The organism is Streptomyces sp. NPDC037288 (assembly GCF_055603265.1).
Genome location: NZ_JBVJVY010000039.1, coordinates 30,730 through 50,111 on the forward strand (window position 1 = coordinate 30,730; position 19,382 = coordinate 50,111).

General features: G+C 72.5%; 16 protein-coding genes. 11 read left to right on the plus strand and 5 right to left on the minus strand.

Annotation, left to right across the window (positions count from 1 at the left end):
* Window positions 1-254 precede the first annotated feature (254 nt).
* Together ACZ7GZ_RS32955 and ACZ7GZ_RS32960 are read right to left on the minus strand one after the other, a co-directional pair.
* Complete coding sequence (locus ACZ7GZ_RS32955) at window positions 255-1,466, minus strand: cytochrome P450 (RefSeq protein WP_471029834.1); 1,212 nt, start codon at window positions 1,464-1,466, stop codon at window positions 255-257.
* A complete protein-coding gene (locus tag ACZ7GZ_RS32960) occupies window positions 1,463-2,173 on the minus strand; it encodes a cyclodityrosine synthase (RefSeq protein WP_471029835.1) in 711 nt (236 codons plus the stop codon). The genes ACZ7GZ_RS32955 and ACZ7GZ_RS32960 overlap by 4 nt, the downstream gene beginning before the upstream one ends.
* Window positions 2,174-2,361: 188 nt before the next feature.
* Between ACZ7GZ_RS32960 and ACZ7GZ_RS32965 the strand changes: the two genes are divergently transcribed.
* From ACZ7GZ_RS32965 to ACZ7GZ_RS32980, 4 genes are all read left to right on the plus strand, one after another.
* Window positions 2,362-3,237: a fructosamine kinase family protein gene (locus ACZ7GZ_RS32965; protein ID WP_471029836.1), complete on the plus strand. Its 876-nt coding sequence runs from the start codon at window positions 2,362-2,364 to the stop codon at window positions 3,235-3,237.
* 243 nt (window positions 3,238-3,480) lie between these two features.
* Entirely contained in the window at window positions 3,481-3,672 is a 192-nt protein-coding gene (tgmA, locus tag ACZ7GZ_RS32970; protein WP_471029839.1) for a putative ATP-grasp-modified RiPP, read from the plus strand.
* Between the two features lie 17 nt (window positions 3,673-3,689).
* Window positions 3,690-4,673, plus strand: a complete 984-nt coding sequence (tgmB, locus tag ACZ7GZ_RS32975; RefSeq protein ID WP_471029841.1) for an ATP-grasp ribosomal peptide maturase — start codon at window positions 3,690-3,692, stop codon at window positions 4,671-4,673.
* Between the two features lie 35 nt (window positions 4,674-4,708).
* Window positions 4,709-5,596: a Gfo/Idh/MocA family protein gene (locus ACZ7GZ_RS32980; protein WP_471029843.1), complete on the plus strand. Its 888-nt coding sequence runs from the start codon at window positions 4,709-4,711 to the stop codon at window positions 5,594-5,596.
* A gap of 107 nt (window positions 5,597-5,703) precedes the next feature.
* Here ACZ7GZ_RS32980 and ACZ7GZ_RS32985 read toward each other — a convergent pair whose 3' ends face one another.
* Window positions 5,704-6,612, minus strand: a complete 909-nt coding sequence (locus tag ACZ7GZ_RS32985) for an N-acetyltransferase (RefSeq protein ID WP_471029845.1) — start codon at window positions 6,610-6,612, stop codon at window positions 5,704-5,706.
* A gap of 631 nt (window positions 6,613-7,243) precedes the next feature.
* On the opposite strand from ACZ7GZ_RS32985, the gene ACZ7GZ_RS32990 reads away from it, so the two are divergent.
* The 4 genes from ACZ7GZ_RS32990 to ACZ7GZ_RS33005 all read left to right on the plus strand — a co-directional run bounded on the left by ACZ7GZ_RS32990 (window position 7,244) and on the right by ACZ7GZ_RS33005 (window position 11,889).
* Complete coding sequence (locus ACZ7GZ_RS32990; RefSeq protein ID WP_471029847.1) at window positions 7,244-8,350, plus strand: PP2C family protein-serine/threonine phosphatase; 1,107 nt, start codon at window positions 7,244-7,246, stop codon at window positions 8,348-8,350.
* Between the two features lie 204 nt (window positions 8,351-8,554).
* Window positions 8,555-9,022, plus strand: a complete 468-nt coding sequence (locus tag ACZ7GZ_RS32995) for a hypothetical protein (protein WP_471029849.1) — start codon at window positions 8,555-8,557, stop codon at window positions 9,020-9,022.
* Between the two features lie 266 nt (window positions 9,023-9,288).
* Window positions 9,289-10,536 (plus strand): serine hydrolase domain-containing protein, encoded by a 1,248-nt coding sequence (locus ACZ7GZ_RS33000; protein ID WP_471029851.1) that lies wholly within the window; start codon window positions 9,289-9,291, stop codon window positions 10,534-10,536.
* A gap of 120 nt (window positions 10,537-10,656) precedes the next feature.
* Window positions 10,657-11,889 (plus strand): cytochrome P450 family protein, encoded by a 1,233-nt coding sequence (locus ACZ7GZ_RS33005; RefSeq protein WP_471029853.1) that lies wholly within the window; start codon window positions 10,657-10,659, stop codon window positions 11,887-11,889.
* 120 nt (window positions 11,890-12,009) lie between these two features.
* Here ACZ7GZ_RS33005 and ACZ7GZ_RS33010 read toward each other — a convergent pair whose 3' ends face one another.
* Window positions 12,010-13,551, minus strand: coding sequence for a helix-turn-helix domain-containing protein (locus ACZ7GZ_RS33010; protein ID WP_471029855.1), 1,542 nt, complete (start codon window positions 13,549-13,551; stop codon window positions 12,010-12,012).
* Between the two features lie 560 nt (window positions 13,552-14,111).
* Between ACZ7GZ_RS33010 and ACZ7GZ_RS33015 the strand changes: the two genes are divergently transcribed.
* The 3 genes from ACZ7GZ_RS33015 (at window position 14,112) to ACZ7GZ_RS33025 (ending at window position 16,954) form a co-directional block, all read left to right on the plus strand.
* Entirely contained in the window at window positions 14,112-14,732 is a 621-nt protein-coding gene (locus ACZ7GZ_RS33015; protein ID WP_363220015.1) for an L-threonylcarbamoyladenylate synthase, read from the plus strand.
* Between the two features lie 114 nt (window positions 14,733-14,846).
* Window positions 14,847-15,602 carry a dienelactone hydrolase family protein gene (locus ACZ7GZ_RS33020; protein ID WP_471029858.1) on the plus strand — a complete coding sequence of 252 codons (756 nt, stop codon included), beginning with the start codon at window positions 14,847-14,849 and terminating at the stop codon, window positions 15,600-15,602.
* A 152-nt stretch (window positions 15,603-15,754) separates the two neighbouring features.
* Window positions 15,755-16,954 carry a glycoside hydrolase family 64 protein gene (locus ACZ7GZ_RS33025; RefSeq protein WP_471029860.1) on the plus strand — a complete coding sequence of 400 codons (1,200 nt, stop codon included), beginning with the start codon at window positions 15,755-15,757 and terminating at the stop codon, window positions 16,952-16,954.
* Window positions 16,955-17,008: 54 nt separating this feature from the next.
* Here ACZ7GZ_RS33025 and ACZ7GZ_RS33030 read toward each other — a convergent pair whose 3' ends face one another.
* The gene (locus ACZ7GZ_RS33030) at window positions 17,009-19,330 is read right to left on the minus strand and encodes a M4 family metallopeptidase (RefSeq protein WP_471029906.1); all 2,322 of its coding nucleotides are present in this window, start codon (window positions 19,328-19,330) and stop codon (window positions 17,009-17,011) included.
* Between the last annotated feature and the right edge of the window lie 52 nt (window positions 19,331-19,382).

Here is a 19,382-nt window from a genome sequence, read left to right on the forward strand (position 1 = left end):
GACCGCCGACCGCCGACCGCCGACCGCCGACCGCCGACCGCCGACCGCCGACCGCCGACCGCCGACCGCCGACCGCCGACCGCCGACCGCCGACCGCCGACCGGACAAACTCCCCGGCGCCCCTTGGGTCACCCTCCGCCCTCTGGGGGACCTCGAGGACCGGCCGGGAGGCCACCGCCGTCGGCCGGCCCCCTCGGCGTCCCCGCCGGGAGTGCCGGGTCGGGGACGCCGTACGGGTGGCGGGCTGCCGCGGGTTACCAGGTCACCGGGAGCCGCTCGGGGATCCGCTTCATGAAGCCCGTGCGCCAGACCAGTTGGCCCGGCGGTACGGCGAGCGCGAGGTCCGGGAGCCGGTCGAGGAGGACCTCCAGGGCGATCCGGGCGTGCGCGCGGCCGAGCGCGGTGGCGGGGCAGTAGTGGGCGCCGCCGCCGAAGGAGAGGTGGTCGGCGGTGTTGTCCCGGTGGATGTCGAAGCGGTGCGGGTCGGGGAACTTCTCCGGGTCGAGGTTGGCCCCCTCCACCAGCACCAGGACGAGTTCGCCCGCGCGGATGTCGGCATCGCCGAGCCGGACGTCCTCCAGGGCGAGGCGGGGCAGGGCGTCGCCGATGGAGAGGTTGACCCGCAGCAGCTCCTCCACGCCCGGGCCGATCAGGTCCGGGCGGTCCCGGAGGAGGTCGCGGGCGATGGGATGGGTGAGCAGGTACACCAGGGCCATGGAAAGGAAGCCCGAGGTGGAGATGGTTCCCGCGCCGAACATCGTGACACCGACGGTGGCCAGCATCTCGTCGCTGAGGTGCGCGTAGTCGGGGTCGTCGCGCAGGGCGGCGAGTTCGCCCATCAGGCCGTGCGTCGCCGGGTCGTCGAGCAGGGCCGTCATCCGGGCGATGTCCCGGTTCCAGTTGATCTTCGCACCGGTGATCGGGCACGGGGAGTTCATGAACGCGATGTCGAGGCTGCGCAGAAAGGCCGGGGCCTCGGTCTGCGGGATGCCGAGGATACGGCAGTGCATGCCCGCCGAGTACGGCTCGCAGAACGCGCCGCGCAGGTCGGCCGTCGGGCCGTCGGCCGCCATCCGGTCCACCAGCCGGTACGCCTCCTCGCGCAGCCATTCCATCAGGCCCGGTGACTTCGGGTTGAGCGCCTTCAGCACCGCCCGGCGCAGCCCGGCTCCGGTGATGTTGCCCATGTTGTTCACGACCTCGGGCGGGATCGTGAGGGCGTACTGCCGGGGTACCCCGGGGGCGGAGGTGTCCTTCAGGGAGAACCGGTCGTCCTTCAGCACCTGCGCGCACAGCTCGTACGACGACACCAGCCAGGCCTCGTCACCGGCGATGGTCCGCACGCGCCGTACGGGGGTTGCGGCGCGTACCTCCTCGACCTCGGTGGGAACCCGGGTGCCGTCCCAGGAGAACGGGAAGTCGAGCAGGGGTGGGTGGTCGGTGCGGGTATCGGGGGCGGTGGTCATGCCACGGCTCCTTCCAGGGCGGTAGGGGTGACGATGGCGTGGCCCTGGTTGCGGGAGGCGCGCAGGCCGGCGCCGCGGGAATACAACAGCTCGGCCATCGGCAGGAGTTGGTGGTAGCAGTTGAGCGAGGAGGGCACCCTGAGGATGGCGGGGGTGTCCAGGAAGAGCGGGGCCTCGGCGCACACGTACTCCAGGCACACGGCGCGCTGCCGCTCGGTGGGCTCCTCGCCACGGGCACTGAGGAAACGATTCACCAGGGCGTCGCACACGGCCCGGAAGGCCCCGTCGGAGGCCAGGCGCGCCGTGAGGTGCCGGTGGATGTCCTGGTAGGCGGGATTGGTGCGGAATTCCGACATCGGGTGCCAGTCCAGTCGCAGACCCTCCGGGTCGGCCGCCGACACGGCGTCACGGACCTTGGCGCGCACCCCGCGCAGGTTCTTCACCGCCTTGCGCCGGGCCTCGTCCGGCGGGTAGCCGGAGGCCTCGTACATCTCGGCGACGTACAGGTCGGTGTACACGAAGTCGACCCTGTCGAAGTGATCCAGTCCCCAGCGGGCCAGGTCGTGCAGGCGACGGGCCGAGAAGTAGCTGTTGCCCGGCGACACGCCGATCACGGCGTGCGCGCCCTCGCCGAGGATGACTTCGCAGTGGGATGTGTACGGCTGGACTTCGAAGACGTCGGCCATCAGCACGGATGCTGTGGTCAAAGGGGAAATCCTCCGCCGCGCGCTAGTCCCTGCGGGGCCCTGTGCCCCTGGTGTGGCAGCGCGGCGCCCTCACGCTAGCGGTACGGATTCAGCACGGGTAGTTACCGCCGGGGTTTGGCTGAAAACCATCGTAGTAATGGTTGAAGTCCCCACCTTCGTGCCCTTGTTGCGAGTCGTACCCTGGTGCCGTGGTCAACCAGGACGAGGATCACGAGGATCCGCGGCGGGCGGCGTCCCGGCTCACCGGACGCCCGGTCACCGGCGCGCGGGCGGAGTCCGGGACACCTGCCGAGGTCACGCTGGACGGCGGGACTTCGGTGATGGTCAAGCGCGGCGACGCTCCCGGTGCCGTACGCGCCGAAGTGGCGGGGCTGCGCTGGCTGGCCGCCGCGGACGCGGTCCGGGTACCGGCGGTGCTCGGGTACGACGAACGCTGGATGGTGACGGAGCGGGTGCCGACCGGGCGGCCGGATCCGACGGCGGCGCTGCGTTTCGGCCAGGCCCTCGCCGCGCTACACGCCGCGGGTGCTTCGGATTTCGGGGCGCCGCCGCCGGACGGCCCCGAGGACGCGTTCATCGGCCTCGCCCCCATGCGCAACACGCCGGACGCCGACTGGCCCGGCTGGTACGCCGAGCACCGCGTGCTGCCGTATGTACGCGACGCGGTCGACCGCGGCACGCTGCGCCCGGGTGAAGCGGCCGTGTTCGAGCGGGTCTGCGCGCGGCTGCCGGAGCTGGCCGGACCCGCCGAACCGCCCGCGCGGCTGCACGGGGACCTGTGGAACGGGAACGTGCTGTGGGGCGCCGACGGCGAGGTCCGGCTCATCGACCCGGCCGCGCACGGCGGCCACCGGGAGACCGACCTGGCGATGCTCCAGCTGTTCGGCTGCCCGCATCTCGACCTGGTGCTCGCCGGGTACGAGGAGACGGCGCCGCTCGCGGCCGGCCGGCGGGAGCGGGTGGGCGTGCACCAGCTGTTCCCCCTGCTGGTCCATGCCGTGCTGTTCGGACGCGGGTACGCCGAACAGGCCCTGACGGTGGCCCGCAGCGCACTAGCGGCCTGACCCGGTCGCCGCCCCCCTCCCGCAGACCCTCCGCCCACAGCAGGTGCCGCACCGGACGTCACGTCCGGCACCGCGTCCGCCCGAACCCGGCGGCGGTCGGCCGCAACGTCGTGGGTCCCGCCGGCGTCATGAGCCATGCGGGCCCTTTCGGCGCGCCCCCCGGGCCTGTGGTTACGCAGCGTAAGGAAACCAATCACCCGTTCGATTCGTATAAGGACGTGAAAACCGAATCAGGGAGAGACCATGCAACCGTTCACGCTCAACTACGCGCGCCCTGCTGTGCAGTTGGACGTCACCACTCCGTACGCGTACGACTCCGGACTGCAGTTGAACGTCCTCCCGGACGGGCGGATCGCCGCCACCGACCACGCGACCCTCAGGGCGGTGGGGACCACGACGTCCACGGCGGGTTCCAAGACCCACTTCGACGACTGAACCGCGGGCCCTGGAAGATGACCGTGCTCATCCTGACCAGTGAAGAAGATGTGACGGCCGACATGGTGGTCCTGCGGCTGGGCGAGGCCGGCGTGCCGGTCGTCCGGCTGGACCCCGCCGACCTCACCAACGGGGTGGCGCTGTCGGGCGAGTACGTGCAGGGCGCCTGCCGTGGACACCTGTCCGCCGGCGGGCGCCTGGTGAGCATGAACGGCCTGCGCTCCATCTGGGTACGCAGACCCGGGAAAGCCGCCGCCCGCGCCGCCCAGCCGTCCGCCTGGCTGACGGAGGAGTCGTCGCAGGCGCTGTACGGCATGCTGCGCTCCACCGACGCGCGTTGGATGAACCATCCGGACGCGGCCCGCCGCGCCCGTCACAAGCCCTGGCAGCTGCGCCTCTCACAGCACAGCGGCCTGGCGGTGCCCGCCACGCTGATCACGACGTTCCCGCAGGCGGCGCGGGAGTTCGCCGAGCGCTTCCCGGACCTGGTGGTCAAGCCGGTGTCCGGCGCGCATCCACAGGAGCCGCCGCGTGCGGTGCCGACCAGCCGGGTCGCGCCGGACACCGACTTCTCGGCGGTGGCCTTCGGTCCGACACTGCTGCAGCGGCGGGTCGCCAAGCGGGCCGACATCCGGCTCACCGTCGTCGGCGACACGCTGCTGGCCGCGCGCAAGCCCACCGACCCGGACGCCCACCCGGACGACGTGGACGTCCGTTTCGCCCCGTCGGTCTCTCCCTGGCTGCCCGCGGACGTGCCGCCGCGCGTCGCCGAGGGCGTACGGCGGTACATGAGGGGCGCGGAACTGGCTTACGGCGCATTCGACTTCGCGGAGGACGCGGACGGGATCTGGTGGTTCCTGGAGTGCAACCAGTCGGGCCAGTTCGGGTTCGTCGAGATGGACACAGGTCAGCCCATCTCCGCCACGATCGCCAAGTGGCTTGCCGAGGACGGGGATCAGGACCGCAGGTGTGCGGAGGGCGACCGGAGCACAGCATCTTGAGGGTGCGGGGATCGGCTGGGAGAAGGGAACGCCACATGCGTATCGGACTGCTGGGAACGGGCCCGTGGGCCCGCGCGGCGTACGCCCCCGCCCTCGCCGGGCACACCGGCGTGGAGTTCGCCGGGGTGTGGGGCCGCCGGCCGGAAGCGGTCACGGCACTGGCCGAGCGGTACGACGTCCCCGCGTACGCCGACGTGGACGCGCTGCTGGCCGACGTGGACGCGGTGGCCGTGGCCCTGCCGCCGTCCGTGCAGGGCGAGTTGGCGGTGCGTGCGGCCCGGGCGGGCCGTCATCTGCTGCTGGACAAGCCGCTCGCGGTGTCGGTCACCGAGGGGCGGGCGGTCGCGGAGGCGGCGGAACGGGCCGGGGTGGCGTCGGTGGTGTTCTTCACCGCGCGCTTCCAGAAGGAGCCGGAGGCCTGGATCGAGGAACAGGCGGCCGAGGCGGGCTGGTTCACGGCCCGTGCGCAGTGGCTGGGGGCCGTGTTCACCTCCGACAGCCCGTTCGCGGCCTCGCCGTGGCGGCGGGAGAAGGGCGCGCTGTGGGACGTCGGCCCGCACGCGTTGTCGGTGCTGCTGCCGGTCCTCGGTGACGTACGGCAGGTCGTGGCGGCGGCGCACGGTCCCGCGGACACCGTGCACCTGGTCCTCGACCACGCCACCGGCGCGTCGAGCACGCTCACGCTGAGCCTGACGGCGCCGCCGGCGGCGGCCGGGGCCGATGTGGAGCTGCGGGGCGAGGCGGGCGTGGCGCTGATGCCGGGGAGTTCCGAGGGAGCGGTCCCCGCGCTCACCCGCGCCGCCGACGCCCTGGTGCGCGCCGCCCGCTCGGGCCGCCCGCACGCCTGCGACGCCGCGTTCGGTCTCCGCGTCACCGAGATCCTGGCCACGGCGGAGTCCTGCCTGACAGCCCCAGGGGACTAGCCCGGACCCCCGCCGCCGCCTGCCCGCGCAGGGCCCCCGCTCCGGTCGGGCCTTCCCGCGCGGGCCGTGGCGGCGGGTGCCGTATCGAGCACCCCTCCGTCAGCATGTCACCGGGTGCTGACAACGCCGTGGGACCAGAAGGTGATGCGCTCCCGTACGACGGGATAGCCGGCCGTGCTGAAGTGGGCGGCCATGGGGAGGTTGGTCCGGTCGGTGGCGGCGGCGATGAACCCGTCGCCCTGAGCGGCCAGGAAGTGGGTGCATTCGGCGAGCAGGTCGTAGGCGTAGCCGTGGCCCCGCTGCTCGGGCACGACGCCGATGAAACCGACGCAGGGCCCGGACGGATTGCGCGCGGGGATGTGGATGCCGACCGTCTCGCCCTCTGGCGTGCGGGCGATCCGCCACCACGCGCGCGGGGACGGAAACCAGCGGAAGACGTCCAGTTCCCGCTGTGCCGCCCGGTCCGGTCCGCCCTCCTCGAGGGCCCGGCGGGCGTGCGCGTCGAGGGTGACGGAGTGGATCCGGCGCAGCAGGCCGAAGAACACCGCGTCGTCCGGCTCTCCCGAGAAGAGCAGGCGGCCGGGCAGCTCGGGCAGGCCCCGGTCCGGGGTCCAGCGGTACACGAGCCGCTCCACCAGGGGTGCGTAGCCGGCCGCGCGGGCGGCAGCGGCGCGCACGCCGGCGGCGGCCTGCTGCCGGGCGTCGGCGCGCCAGCCGGCGGGCAGGTCGAGTTCGAGTTCGTCGGTCCGCCAGGGTGCCGTGCGCAGGAGTTCGGCTCCGGCCTCCTCCTCGCCCTCGGCCACGTCGAACCAGTTGATCACGAGCGGCTCGGGGTCCTCGGGGCGGCCCCACCAGGCGGCGCGGGCCACGGTGCGGCCGTCGCGCACGGCGATGCGCTGCCAGTCGGGGCGGTAGTGGGTGCTCCGGTGCTTGTCCCGGAACGCCAGCGGGTCGGGCATAGTATGGAAGAGATGCGCGGTGCTCTCGTCGAGTGTGCGGATGACCGGGGTGGTCATGGGGTCCTCCGGGATGCGGCGCGCCGCAGTGCGGCGGGAAGGCGCTCCCGGTCAGGCGGGGCACACCCGGGTGACGGGGAGGTGGGAGCGCGGGATGACAGTGGCCATGACGCTCGCCTCCTTCCATCCGTCTGGGGCGTGCCGGCACAGGCTATGGGGCCCGCGCCCGGGGCGTCCACCGCATATCGACGCGCCGTCGGCTCATCGACGCCGTCGGCTCACCGGCGCCGGCGTCCGGTGATCCGCCCCGGGCAGCGCGATCCCGGACCCGGACCACGACGCGGCCCGGCCCGGATCGCACGCTCCGAGCGAGACGGCCCAGGTGCCGTCCCCGGCGGCGATGTCGGTGCCGTCCCAGGCAGGAGGCCTCTGCCGCCGTCCCGTTCGGCACGCCCGGCGCCGTGCCGTGCGTGACGTTCCGCCGCGGTCCGGGGCGGGACCGAGTGCCGGACGAGGCTTCGCTGCGGTCCCGGGCGCAACCCCGGTACCGCCCTACCTGAGGCCCCACTGCTGTCGCGGGCAGGAGCCCCGGTGCCGTCCCGTGCGGTGGGTCCGGTGCGTCGCGGGCCGGACGTCCCTGTGCCGTCCCAGGCAGGAGGCCCGGGTGCGGAGGGCGGCGTAGCTTGGGGATGTGCGATGGGTGCGCGGCGGATCGTCGCGTGGGGACCTGGAGGGCCGCGGCTGGCTGCGGGGCGCGCCGCCGCCGTGGTGGGTGCGGGTGCTGCCCGTGCTGCTGCTCGTGGCCGTCAGCACGGCCACGATGATCACCCCCCACGCGCGCGATCTCGGCTTCCTGCTGGGGGCCATCCCGCCGCTGGCCGTCCTGTCGTACGGCCCGCTGGCCACCGGGGCCCTCGGCCTCGGGGTGGTCGTGGTGCTGAACGTGCCCGCCACGCACCTCGACCGCCCCGGCAACACCGATCTGCTGACCATCGTGTTCGTGGCCGCGCTGAGCGTGTTCGTGTCGTTCGTGCGCAGTCACCGGGACGCCCAGCTGAACGCGGAGCGGGCGATCGGCGAGGCCGTGCAGCGGGCCGTGATGCCGCTGCTGCCACAGCGGGTCGGGTGCGTGGGGTGCACGGGTTTCTACCGGGCCGCGCAGGACGGGACGCTGGTGGGCGGGGACTTCTTCGACGTGCGGGACGGACCGTACGGGGTGCGCGCGGTGATGGGCGACGTACAGGGGCACGGACTCTCGGCGGTCGCCACGGTGGTGTCGCTGCTGGGCGCCTTCCGGGAGGCGGTGCTGGACCAGCCGGACCTGGAGTCGGTCGCCGCGCGGATGGACCGCAGGCTGGCGGTGGACTCGGCGGGCGTGCGGCACACGGAGCTGTTCGCGACCGGGGTGCTGCTGGAGTTCTCCCCCGACGGGCGTGTGGTGCGGGTGGTGGCCTGCGGTCATCCGGCGCCCGTGCTGCTGCACGAGGAGCACGCCCTGGAGATGACGGTCGTGCCGGGACCGCCGCTGGGGCTCGGACTGGTCGGCGTCGACCCGCCGAAGGAGGTCACGGTGACGCTCGGGCCGGGCGACCGGCTGTTCCTGGCCTCGGACGGGGTATGGGAGGCACGGGACGCCGGCGACGCCTTCTATCCGCTGCCCGCCCGCCTCGGCGCCCTGGCCCGTACACCGCCCGCCGAGTTGCCCGGGGTCCTGTGGGCGGACCTCCTGCAGCGGCGCTACAAGGTCCGGGACGACGTCACGATGCTGGTGCTGGCACCCGAGCCGCCGGCCGCCTGATCGCCGCGCCTCCTCCCCCAACCTGCGAACCCATGGTCGGAGTTCGAACGTCCCGGCTCAAACGCCAGGGTTCGCCACCCCTTCCGCCACGTAGAAATATCTACGAGCATGCATATGCCGGGTTGGTGTGCAGACGCACGATGTGCCCGGCCACGGCCGATCCCTGCGCCGAGCGTGGGCGAGCGAGGACACCCGGAGCAGTGCATGACGAACACGATGTGGATGCGGGGCGTGGAGTGGCTGGCCGCGGCTGCGGCGGACCCGCGCTCCTGCAAACGGGAGTGGGATGACGGCGAGGGCATCGCGCTGCTGGAGGCCGGCCGCTTCTGGGACGTGCTGACCGTCCCCGACAAGCTGGGGCTGCTCACCCTGGACCTGTTGTGGCGGCCCGGGGTGCCCGCGCCGGGACCCACGCTGGTCGACACGGCGGCGGGCCGGGTCGGGTTCTTCCTGCCGCCGGACCCCTCCGGGGGCTGGGTGGGAGCAGGTCTGCGGTACGCGACCAAGGGGGCCTGGGTGGCCGTACCGCCGCCGTACCGGCCCGCGCTCTTCCTGGAGTGGCTCGTGCCGCCCGACGGCACCGGCACGCTCCACTCACCCGGCGCCCTCGAGGACGCGCTCCGGCAGGCCAACGGCACCCTCGCCGTCCTCTCGCCCCTGTGCGACCAGTGAAGGGCCGGTCACACTCCGGCATGAACCGCACACCGGGGGCCCGGGACGAACGGCCGGCGGTGTGCCCAGCTCCGCGTGCCGGCCCCAGGACGAACGGCCCGCAGCGCGCCCAGTGCCGCGGCGACACCCGGTCAACCCCTCCCACGACGCCGCCGCGCCCGTCCGCCCGACGGGCGGGGCCGGAGGGGCGCTCCTAGGCTGGGAAGGTCCGGGCTCCGACGTCCCGCTCACCGCACGTTCGGCTCTCCCGCGCTTGGAGTCAGACCATGTCGCAAACCCGCCGTCCACTGAGGGGGGCCGCGGTCGCCGTCACGGTGGGGACGCTGATGGCACCCCTGGCCGCCGGGCCGGTCTGGGCCTCACCGGTCTCCGTGCCGGCCGCCCTCGCCGCCGAACAGCCCAGCCCGACGCCCTCCGGACCGGCCGTCCGCGACCTCACCCCCCGCGTGGCACGCCAACTCGACGCTGCCGTACGGAAGGTGATGCGCGAAGCGAACCTGCCCGGCGTGACCGTCGGCGTCTGGACGCCGGGACAGCCGGACTACGTCCGCTCGTTCGGGGTCGCCGACAAGAGCACGGGCCGCAGGATGGCGCCGGACCTGTACATGCGCATCGGCAGCGAGACCAAGACGTTCACCGTGACCGCGTTGCTGCAGCTGGTGGACCAGAAGAAGGTCGGTCTGGACGACCCGATCGGCAAGTACATCGACGGCGTGCCCAACGGGAACAAGATCACGTTGCGTCAGCTCGCCGAGATGCGCAGCGGGCTGTTCAACTACTCCGAGGACGCGGGCTTCTTCAAGGCGCTCACCTCCGACCCGCAACGGCCCTTCACACCCCAGCAGTTGCTCGCCTACTCCTTCAAACACCCGGTGATGTTCCAGCCGGGGCAGAAGTTCTTCTACAGCAACACCAACCTCATCCTGCTCGGTCTGGTGGTGGAGAAGGAGAGCGGGCAGCACCTCGGGAACTACATCACGCAGCACATCCTCGACCCGGCCGGCATGAAGCACACGCTCTTCCCGACCGGGAACGAGTTCCCCGCCCCGCACGCGCAGGGCTACACCCTGCAGACGGCGAACGGCAAGGAGGCCGACTCGGCCGACTGGAATCCGTCGTGGGGCTGGGCGGCCGGCGCGATGATCTCGACGCTCGGTGATCTGCACACCTGGGCGCGTACGGTCGCCACGGGCGAGTTCCCGGACGGAACGCGGATGGTCAGCACCGCCGCCCAGAAGCAGCGGCTGATCACGCCGTCGACCAGCTCGATCAAGGGCGCCGGATACGGCCTCGGCATCTTCGACGTGCAGGGCTGGACCGGCCACAACGGCTCGCTGCCCGGCTACGAGTCGCTGACCGTCTACCTGCCGTGGTCGCGGACGACGCTCGTGCTGCTCCTCAACACCGACACCAACTACCGGTCCCAGGAGCCGAGCACCGTGCTGGGCGAGGCCATCACGAAGATCATCTCTCCCGCGCACGTCTACAACCTGCCAGTCTCGCCCACCGGTTGAGGCCCACAGGCGGCCGGATTCCTGCCCCCGGTGAGCCCGCGCGGTGTGCCGGCCGGCGATGACGGCGTGTACTGAGGGCGACCGCCTCGCAAGAGGGCCGCCCGGCCAGGGGGAACAGACGTGACCGTCACCGACCGCATCGCCCTCGATCCCTTCGGCTCGGACATCGTCGCGCAGAGTGCCCGGCTGCGCGGCCTCGGTCCCGTCGTACCGGTCGAACTGCCCGGCGGCATACCCGCCTGGGCGCCCACCGGTTACGACGGTCTGAAGGAGCTGATCCTCGATCCCCGGGTCAGCAAGGACGCGCGCCGCCACTGGCGGCTGTGGCCGGAGCTGGACCGGCATCCGTCCTGGAGCTGGATGGCGACCTGGGTGGGTGTGGTCAACATGCTCTCCACCTACGGCGCCGACCACGCCCGGTTGCGCAAGCTGGTCGCGCCGAGTTTCACGCACCGGCGCACGGAGGCGTTGCGGCCGCGCGTGGCGGCCCTGACCGCCGAGCTGCTGGACGCGCTGGCGGCCGACGGGGCCGCCGGCCGCGTGGCCGACCTGCGGGCCGGGCTGGCGCATCCGCTGCCGATGCGCATGATCTGCGAACTGCTCGGCGTACCCGAGGAGTTGCGGCCCGACACGGCACGGCTCGTCGCCGACATCATGGACACCTCCGACTCGAGCCCCGAGTTCGCCGCGTCCGTGCACGAGCGGATCGGCTCCGTGTTCGGCGCGCTGATCGGGCACCGGCGGACGCATCCCGGTGACGACGTCACCACGGAGCTGATCCGGGTCCGCGACGAGGACGGCGACCGGCTCTCGGACGAGGAGCTGCTGCACACGCTGCTGCTGGTGGTCGGGGCCGGGTTCGAGACCACCGTCAATCTCATCGGCAACGCGGTGGTCGCGCTGCTGACCGGTCCGGCGCAGCTGACGGCGGTGCGTTCCGGGGCGGTGAGCTGGGACGCGGTGGTCGACGAGACACTGCGGGTCCATCCGTCCATCGCGGCGCTGCCGCTGCGGTTCGCGGTCGAGGATCTGAAGGTGGGGGACGTGACGATCCCGGCCGGTGACGCGATCATCACGACCTACGCGGGCGCGGGTCTGGACCCCGCGCACTACGGCCCCGACGCGGCCGTCTTCGACGCGGCCCGGGACGCCGAGGACCATCTGGCGTTCGGGATCGGTGTGCACCGCTGCATCGGCGCCCCGCTGGCCCGGCTGGAGGCTCTCACGGCGCTGCCCGCGCTGTTCGCCCGCTTCCCGGATCTGCGCCTGGCCGTGGACGCCGGTGAGCTGCGGCATGTGCCGTCGTTCATCGCGCACGGCTGGCAGGAGATCCCGGTCCTGCTGGCGGCCTGAGCCGGAACGCGGGGCCGCGACCGGTCCCCCGTGCCGGTCGTGCCCCGCGGCGTGCCGAACCTATGTCGCGCCGCCGGGCACAGAACAGTGCACCGGTGCCCGGTGCGGCCCGCACGGCACTCACCGGTGCACAGACGCGTCCGGTTGGTCCTGGTTCGCCGCGCCGAGGTCGGGCAGGGACAGCTCGCCGGTGACGAGCTGGGCGAGGACGACCTCGTACAGGTCGGTGCCACCGGCCGTCAGCCGGCGTTCCAGCACGGGTTCGGCCGCGCGGACGCGTTCGCGCACGGTCTGGGCGTGTACGCCGAGTGCCCGGGCGGCGCGTTCGGCGTGTGCGTCGGCGGCGGTCCAGGCGCGCAGGGTGCCGCGCAGGTCGCGGCCGTCCGTGTCGAGGCGGCCGAGGAGCCCCTCGGCCCAGGAGCGGAGCGCGCTCGTGTCGAGCAGCTCGGTGAGCCGGGTCCGGTGCGGCGGTCCGGGTGCGCCGCCGCGCGGGTCGCACGGACCGTGGGCGGCCTCGGTGTTGAGGGCGGCGTGCGCGAGGGCGCGGACGGCCGGCCGGGTGAGGTCGGCGCCGAGCAGCGCGGCCACCCGGTCCATCCGGGCGCGGACCGTGTTGCGGCTGACGCCCAGCACCTTGGCCGCGTTCACGGCGGTGAACTCCAGGCCCAGCCGGGTGGTGGCGAGCAGTTCGGCGCGCACATGGTGGGGCAGCGCGTCGAGCGGGCGCAGCACGGCGGCGGCCCAGGCCCGCAGCGCGGCGGGGTCCATGAGCTGGGCGGGGCGGGTGCGGGCGGCGTAGACGGCGGCCCGGTCGGGGTGGAAGCGGGCCACGGCGAGGGCGGTGACGGCCTGCCCGTAGGCGGTGGCGGTCAACGCGAGGCGCTGGCGCGGGCTGCCGCCGAGGAAGGTGCCGGGCCGGTCGGCGACGAGGGACCGCAGCCGCTGCCCCACCTCGGCGGACGGGCCGACGACGATGACGTGTTCGTCCACCGCGGGACAGCGCACGACCAGCGCCCGGCCGTCGGTGGCGTCCACGCACGCGTCGGCGAGCCCGTCGCGTTCGGCGGCGGCGCCTTCGAGGACGTACACCCGGGCGGTGTCCTCCTCCAGCAGGCCCGGCCACAGCCCGGCGGCGACCCGTCGGGCGGAGACGGTGTCCTCCACCATGAGCAGCTGCAGGATCGCCAGCCGCAGATCGGCCGTGGCCCGCCGCAGCCGCCACCCGGCCGCGGCCAGCTCCTGTTCCCTGAGCAGCAGTTCCAGTAGGCCTGTGGTGTGGCCGAGGATCTCGGCGATGCGCCGGTCGAAGGGCGCGGGGCGGGCCACGGCGAGGACGGCGCGGGCCGCCGGGCCGGGCCCCGGATGCCGTATCCCGACCAGGCGCACATGCCGTTCGCCGTCCTGCAGGGCCGCGGCGGAGACCCGGCCGGAGGTGACGTCGGCCACGACGGCGTCGTCGAGCGGCAGGCGCTCACCGGCGAGCAGGCCACCGCGGGCGTCCTGGAGGCACACCGACGCGCTCACGGTCCGGGCGAGCCAGGCGACGAGCCGGCGAGGATCGCGTCCGGCGGGCCGCAGATGGTCGAGCAACTCCTGCGGCCAGGCGTTGTCGCCGCCGTACGGCTGCTGGAACGCCGGGCCTTCGTCCGGTCGGCCGGCCACGTTCCCCCTCCTCGTCCCCGCGTTCAGCTGGGCTGGCGCGCCGCACGCTACCCCACACGCCACGCTGCCGCGCCGGACATGGCTCCGCCGACGGCCCCGGGGGATGGGCCGCCGGCGCGAATTCGCCGCGTCCGGGGCCGGGGGAGGCCCAGGACGGCTCACGGGTCGGATGCCCTGGGACGCGGTTCATACGCACGGCGATTTCCGAGTGGTCGGCTCCGGAATCCGCTCACCCCGCGTCGGTCGGCACCACCACAGCGCGACACCGCCCCCACGAGAACCGCCCCCCACGCCCAGCACGGCGGTGACCTGCGCAGAGGCCCGCAGGCCGTTCTCGAACGCCCGGTGGCGCCCTCGCCCGCGGCTGCCCTGAGTCCGCCCGTATGCCACCGGAGGCCGGCGTCACGCCTGTCGCCACACCGCACGGTGACGGCCCGCCCGGCGTTTCCCCGGCCGTGTCCGGAACTGTCCGCGGCAAGGGAGGCAGTGGCGGCAGGCCGCGCGGCGGGCGATGCGTGGAGATGTGCGTGTGGCGTGCGGGGACGGCATAAGCTCGACGCGTGGCGAAGTACTTCGACGTGCATCCGGACAACCCGCAGCCGCGCAGCATCGCGCAGATCGCCGACGCGGTGCGCTCGGAAGCGCTCATCGCATACCCGACCGACTCCTGTTACGCGCTGGGCTGCCGGCTGGGCAGCCGGGACGGCATGGACCGGATCCGCTCCATCCGTCATCTGGACGACCGGCACCACTTCACCCTGATGTGCCGGGACTTCGCGCAGCTCGGCCAGTTCGTGCGGGTGGACAACGACGTGTTCCGGGCCGTGAAGGCGTCCACCCCCGGCAGCTACACCTTCATCCTCCCGGCCACCCGCGAGGTGCCGCGCAAGCTGCTGCACCCGAAGAAGAAGACCGTGGGCGTGCGCATCCCCGACCATGTGGTCACCCAGGCGCTGCTGGCCGAACTGGGCGAGCCGTTGCTGTCCAGCACGCTTCTGCTGCCGGACGAGGAGGAGCCGCTGACGCAGGGCTGGGAGATCAAGGACCGGCTCGACCACGCGGTGGACGCGGTGGTCGACTCCGGCGACTGCGGCACCGAGCCGACGACGGTCGTGGACTTCTCCGGCGGCGAGGCGGAGATCGTGCGGCGGGGCGCGGGAGACACCAGCCGGTTCGAGTGAGCGCGCGGTGCACCCGGTGCGTGGTTGCCGATCTTGCGTGACAGCATGGTCCGTAGTCCTTGCGCCGGGGCTGACCGCCGTCCGACGCCCGTTCCCCAGGGAGGCCCGCTCACCATGACCGATGTCCAGGGAACCGACCTCGACATCCGGACCGAGGACGGCGTCGCCGACGCCTACCTCGTCCACCCCTCGGACGGGCGTCCCCGCCCGGGTGTGCTGTTCTACATGAACGCCTACGGCCTGCGCCCGCACCTGCGGTCGATGGCCGACCGGCTGGCCGCCGCCGGGTACACCGTGCTGGTGCCCAACGTGTTCTACCGGCTCGGCCGGACTCCGGTCGTGGAACTGCCCGGGTTCATCGACCCGGGCGCCGACCCGACCATCTGGGAACGGCTCGGTCCGGTCGTGTCCTCGCTGACTTCGGACATGATCGAGCGGGACTCCGCTGCCTATCTGAGGTGGATGGCCGACAGCCCGCTGGTCGCCGACGGACCGGTCGGGATCACCGGCTACTGCATGGGCGCCCAGCTCGTTCTGTGGACGGCGGCGGCGCATCCGGACCGGGTGGCCGCCGCGGCCGGGTTCCACGGCGGTGGGCTCGCCACCGACGAACCGACCAGCCCGCACCTGGGCGCCCCGCGCATCACCGCGGAGCTGTACTTCGGACACGCCGAAAACGACGGCTCGCTGCCGCCGGAGCAGATCGAGCGCTTCGAGAAGGCTCTGACCGAGGCCGGGGTCCGGCACACCTGCGAGGTCTACGCGGGCGCCCGGCACGGCTACACGCAGGCGGACACCCCGGTGTACGACCGCGAGGCCGACGAGCGGCACTGGACGGCCCTTCTCGACCTGCTCCAGCGCACGTTCTGACACCGGCTCACGGCGCCTGCCGTACGGCGGGCGCCGTAACCCGGTCTGCTCACTGCATTGACATGCACGCGGCGCGGCCCGAGTCTGAGAGCGCTCTCAATCCGGTACGGACCAATATCCGTACGACCCCGACCCCACACGGAGGTAGGAGAGTGCCTCACACACGCACGCGCCCTGCGCTGCCCCTGGCCGCCGCCGCGGCCCTCGTCGGCGGAGTGCTCGCCTTCGGTACCCCGGACCGCGCCGGCGCGGTCGCAGCGGACACCCTCCCCCTGCAGATCAGCAACAACTCCGGCCGCTCGGAACCGGTCTACGTCTACGACCTCGGCACCCAGCTGTCCTCCGGGCAACAGGGCTGGGCCGACGCGAACGGCGCCTTCCACGCCTGGCCGGCGGGAGGCAACCCCCCGACGCCCGCTCCGGACGCGGCGATCGCCGGCCCGGCACCCGGGCAGTCCAAGACGATCCGGATCCCGAAGTTCTCCGGGCGGATCTACTTCTCCTACGGCCGGAAGCTCGACTTCCGGCTGACCACCGGCGGCCTCGTGCAGCCGGCCGTGCAGAACCCGTCCGACCCCAACCGGAACACCCTGTTCAACTGGTCCGAGTACACCCTCAACGACGCGGGGCTGTGGCTGAACAGCACCCAGGTGGACATGTTCTCGGCGCCGTACGCGGTCGGGGTGCGGCGTTCCGACGGCAGCGTGCGCAGCACCGGACACCTCAAGCCCGGTGGCTGGACGGGCTTCTTCAACGCGCTGCGCAGCCGGCCGGGCGGCTGGTCCGGCCTGATCCAGACCGGCTCGGACGGCAGGGTCCTGCGCGCGCTCTCGCCGCTGTACGGCGTGGAGACCGGCGCCCTGCCGGCGAACGTGATGGACGACTACGTCAACCGGGTCTGGCAGAAGTACACGACGTCGACCCTGACCGTCACACCCTTCACCGACCAGCCGGGCACCAAGTACTACGGGCGGGTCTCGGGCAACGTCATGAACTTCACCAACGCCTCCGGCACGGTGGTCACCAGCTTCCGGAAACCCGACGCCGACAGCGTCTTCGGCTGCCACAAGCTGCTCGACGCACCCAACGACACCGTCCGGGGCCCCGTCTCCCGCACCCTGTGTGCCGGCTTCAACCGCTCCACGCTGCTGGTCAACCCCAACCAGCCGGACACCACGACGGCCGGCTTCTACCAGGACGCCGTCACGAACCAGTACGCGCGTACGGTCCATGCGCAGATGGCCGACGGCAAGGCCTACGCGTTCGCCTTCGACGACGTCGGCAACCAGGAGTCGCTGGTCCACGACGGCAGTCCGCAGCAGGCGTATCTGACGCTGGATCCGCTCAGCTGACCTGACATGCCACGGCCCCGCACCGCGTTCCGGTGCGGGGCCGTGACGGGGCGGTCAGCCGGTCGTCAGGGCGGTGTCGTCCACGACGAAGCTGGTCTGCAGCGAGGAGTCCTCCACGCCGTTGAACTTCAGCGTGACCGTCGAGCCCGCCAGCGAGGACAGGTCGAAGGACTTCTGGCTGTAGCCGGAGGCCTTGTTGAGGTTCGAGTAGGTCGCCAGGGTCTTCGAACCCGCGGTCACCGTCAGCTTGTCGTACTGCGTGCCGGTGGTGGTCTCCGCGGTGTCGATGTGCAGGTAGAAGGTCAGGGTGGCCTTGCAGCCCGCGGGGATCGTCACCGACTGGGACAGGGTGTCGGTGTGCGAGGAGCCGTAGCCGTCGAGCCAGGCCTTGTACGAGCCGCTGTGGGCGGCCTCACCACTGTCGGTGGTGATGACGCCGCTGGTCGCACTCCAACCGGAGCTTCCGGACTCGAAGCCGGGGTTGCCCAGCAGCTGGGTCGAGGTGCAACCCCCTCCGCCACCGGAGTTGACGGTCCAGGTGAAGTTCGCGGTGCCCGTCGCACCGGTGGAGTCGGTCACCGTCACGGTGGTGTTGTACGTACCCGCCGTGACCGGTGTGCCGGTGATCAGACCCGTGGAGCCGTTGACGGACAGGCCGGCCGGCAGTCCGGAGGCGCTGTACGTCAGGGCACCGCTGTTGGTGCTGCTCGCCTGGATCTGCAGGCTCACCGCCGTGCCGACGGTCGAGGTCTGGCTGCCCGGGTTGGTGACCGTCACACCGCTGCCGGGCGGGGTGATGTGGCTGCCGACGTTGATGCCTGCGAAGGCGTTGCCGACTCCGGCGTACTGCGTGGAGTTGGCACCGTACAGGGCGGAGGCCGCCTTCAGGGCGGCGGTGCGGGCGGCGGCGTAGTCGGTGCTCGACGTCATGTACGTCGTCAGCGCCTTGTACCAGATCTGCAGCGCGGCGGCCCGGCCGATGCCCGTGACGGCGACGCCGTCGGAGGTCGGGCTGTTGTAGGTCACCCCGTTGATGACCTTGGTGCCGCTGCCCTCGGACAGCAGGTAGAACATGTGGTTCGCGGGACCCGAGGAGTAGTGCACGTCCAGGCCGCCGACGCCCGAGTACCAGCTGTCGGCGGAGCCGCCGTCCTTGCTGGGCTTGTCCATGTAGCGCAGCGGGGTGCCGTCGCCGTTGATGTTGATCTTCTCGCCGATGAGGTAGTCACCGGGGTCGGAGGCGTTGTTGGCATAGAACTCCACGCCCGTACCGAAGATGTCGGAGGTCGCCTCGTTCAGGCCGCCGGACTCACCCGTGTACTCCAGCCCCGCGGTGTTGGAGGTGACGCCGTGGCTCATCTCGTGCCCGGCCACGTCCAGGGACGTCAACGGGTCGTTGTTGCCGGAGCCGTCGCCGTACGTCATGCAGAAGCAGCTGTCGTCCCAGAACGCGTTCACGTACGAATTGCCGTAGTGCACACGGGAGTAGGCGCCGACGCCGTCGTTCTTGATGCCGCTGCGGCCCAAGGTGTTCTTGTAGAAGTCCCAGGTCTCCTGGGCGCCGTAGTGGGCGTCCGCGCCCGCGGTGGCGGCATTGGAGTTGGTGCCGTCGCCCCAGGTGTCGTTGGACTGCGAGAACAGGGTCCCGGTCCCCGAGGAGCCGTGGTTGAGGTTGTACGTCTTGTGGCCGCCGCGCGCCCCGTCGTTGAGCGTGTACGTCGAACCCGACTGGGTCGTGGTCAGCGTGACCTGCCCGCTGTACCGGGTGTTGCCTGTGCCGGTCCTGATCGCCTGGTAGCGGTACAGCTCCTTGCCGGTCGTGGCGTCGGTGATGACGTGCAGCTGGCTGGGCGTGCCGTCGTCCTGGAAGCCGCCGACCACGGTCTCCCAGGCGAGCCTCGGGCTGCCGGTGCCCGCCCAGACCACCTTGCGGGCGCTGTCGGTGGTGGGCTTTTGCGCGTCGAGCGCCTTGGCGGCCTTCAGGGCCTTGGTCTCGGCGGCCGACTTGGTGAAGGCCGCGGTGGTGGAGGCGACCTCGATCCTGTGCTTGTTGTTGTAGGTGGCGCTCACGGTGCCCGCGGCGAGGGAGGCGGGCGGGGTGTGCACGACGAGGTCGCCGCCGAGGACGGGGAGGCCGGCGTAGGTGCGGTCGTACCGTGTGTGCAGGGTGCCGTCGTTGTCCCTGACGACGTCCTTGACGACCAGCTTCTCCTTGGCGCCGAGGCCGAGGGTGCGGGCGGTCGCGGCGGTCCTCTGCCGGGCGCTGTCGATCAGCGCCTGGTGCTGTGCCGGGCTGAGCCGTGTCTCCAGGCCGCCGGCGCGCAGCGGGCTGGGGTGGGGAGCGGCGGGCTTGGCGATGGCCGGAGCGGCCTGCATGCCGACGGCGAGGAAGGCCGCGGTGGAGACCAGGGCGGCTCCGACCGTGGCA